This window comes from Arhodomonas sp. KWT (genome assembly GCF_010993615.1).
This window is the reverse complement of record NZ_WNXE01000346.1, coordinates 1-1,991: the sequence shown is the minus strand read 5'-3', so window position 1 is coordinate 1,991 and position 1,991 is coordinate 1. Positions and strand designations below refer to the sequence as shown.

2 protein-coding genes and 1 pseudogene are annotated in these 1,991 nt (G+C 68.8%); 2 read left to right on the top strand and 1 reads right to left on the bottom strand.

What is annotated here, in order from left to right; translation table 11 throughout:
- Positions 1–224: pseudogene (locus tag G7A99_RS18745) on the bottom strand (ribonuclease BN); the annotation flags it as partial.
- 416 nt (positions 225–640) lie between these two features.
- Here G7A99_RS18745 and G7A99_RS18740 point away from each other — a divergent pair.
- Both G7A99_RS18740 and G7A99_RS18735 read left to right on the top strand, forming a co-directional pair.
- Positions 641–1,330 carry an AzlC family ABC transporter permease gene (locus G7A99_RS18740; RefSeq protein ID WP_163143041.1) on the top strand — a complete coding sequence of 230 codons (690 nt, stop codon included), beginning with the start codon at positions 641–643 and terminating at the stop codon, positions 1,328–1,330.
- A complete protein-coding gene (locus tag G7A99_RS18735; protein WP_018718856.1) occupies positions 1,327–1,644 on the top strand; it encodes an AzlD domain-containing protein in 318 nt (105 codons plus the stop codon). The genes G7A99_RS18740 and G7A99_RS18735 overlap by 4 nt, the downstream gene beginning before the upstream one ends.
- The last annotated feature ends 347 nt before the right edge of the window (positions 1,645–1,991 follow it).

Below are 1,991 nucleotides of genomic sequence, written 5' to 3'. Positions count from 1 at the left end.
TTGAGCACCGAGAAGCTCACCGCGAGCAGCGGCACCAGCGACAGCAGGGTGGTGTAGACCAGGCTCATCGCGCGCAGCGTCAGCTGGCCGCGGGCGACGTCCTCGGCGACCGCGATCATCAGGCGCAACAGGAAGACCCCCTGACGCTGCGGTGCGGGAAACTCTCGCAGGTCGCGCTCGCGCAGCACCGTCTGCAGACGGTGGTAGAGCTCGGCGTTAATCACGTTACGGTCCCGTCGCCAACCTGGGTGCATTCTGACACAGTACACTGGCGGCCTGTGGGACCGGGCTGGATTCGGGCGGGGACGTGGGGCAGCGAGCCGATCCGGATGGGCGAGCGGGTCGTATGTGGCGAAAATGCGCGTTCACGACGGCCACACTGCCGCCCCGGTTCAGGAATACCGGCCCGCCACCGGGCTCACCGCCGCGTCAGGGACGTGCATGCGCGGGAGACGGCGCCCCCGTCGTTGTGCCGCCGGCCGGTGATGGCGGCCACGTGGCGTGCAGCGGGGGGAGACCCGGGATGCCGATGCCCGGCGCCCCTGAGGGCGCGTGGCATGTGGCCGATCGAACGATACACTGACACGCTCTCAGCCCCCGGCGGGCGGAGGTGACGGAATTCGGGGGATAAGGGGTGTCGATGACGCGGAGCAATGCCTTCAATGCGGGCCTGGTGGCCATGGCGCCGATCAGCGCGAGCGCGCTGCCGTTCGGCGTGATGGCGGGTATTGCGGCGCGCGAGGCCGGGCTCGACGTGGCCGCCAGCATGGGCATGTCGCTGGTGATCTTCGCCGGTGCCTCCCAGCTCGCCGCCGCACAGCTTATCGGCGACGGCGCCTGGGCCGGCGTGGTGGTGCTCACTGCGCTGATCATCAACCTGCGCTTTGCCATGTACAGCGCTTCGCTGGCACCGCATTTCGCGCACCTGCCCACGCGCTGGAAGGCGCCCCTCGCCTATCTGCTCACGGACCAGGCCTACGCGGTGTGTATCACGCGCTTCATCCGTCATCCCGAGATGGAGAACCGGCACTGGTTCTACCTGGGCGCGGCGCTGCCGCTGTGGGTGGTCTGGCTCACTGCCACGGCGGCGGGCATCCTTATCGGCGCAGCGGTGCCGCCGGCTTGGCAGCTTGGCTTCGCCGTGCCGCTGATCTTCCTGGCGCTGATGGTGCCGACCGTCCATGACCGGCCCATGGCCGTCGCCGCCGTGGCCGGCGGCGGGATCGCGCTGCTTGCCCATGGCATGCCCTTCAATCTCGGCATGGTTACCGGGGCGCTGGCCGGCATCATCGCCGGTGTTGTCGCCGAGCGCGCCCAGGGGGCGGCATGAGCGATACCACCATCTGGCTGGTCATCCTCGCCTGTGGCGCCGGCACCTTCGCCCTCAGGCTGTCGTTCATCCAGGCGGTGGGGCATCGGGGTATGCCGGGATGGCTGCGCCGGCCGCTGCGTTATGTGCCTGCGGCGGTGCTCTCCGCGCTCGTCGTGCCCGGTATCCTGCTCGGCGGCGAATCGCCCTTCGAGCCCGCCCGGGTGGCCGCGGGACTGGTGGCGGCGCTGGTTGCGTGGCGTACCCGCAACACGCTGTGGGTGCTCGGCTCGGGCATGGTCGTGCTCTGGCTCGTCTCGGCGGTGTTGCCGTAGGTCCCCGCCGGTGGTACCGTCGGGACAAGGTTCAAGAGGTAAGCACGTTGATCGCAGCCATCGCCCGTCTCGGTTTTTACTGGTTTATGCCCGGGTTCAATGATCCGGGACGGCGGTGCATTATCTGACGATTCAGCCCAGACAGCCTCCACGCCGAAAACGCCCCCGGATCCCAGGATCCGGGGGCGTTTTCGTTTGGGGGCCCGAACGATGGAGATACAGGGTCATGCAGGGCGGCGAGGAACAACGAATGCGCGAGGAGCTGCTCCTCACCGGGCGGGATCGCACCGATCCCGCCCAGGGTGAGGACACGCTCCAGGGACTGATCGCACGGTTGCACGAGGGGG

Bases quoted from the DNA above. Each gene is read 5' to 3' on its own strand.
- G7A99_RS18740 (WP_163143041.1), top strand. From the start codon at position 641: ATGACGCGGAGCAATGCCTTCAATGCGGGCCTGGTGGCCATGGCGCCG.
- G7A99_RS18735 (WP_018718856.1), top strand. From the start codon at position 1,327: ATGAGCGATACCACCATCTGGCTGGTCATCCTCGCCTGTGGCGCCGGC.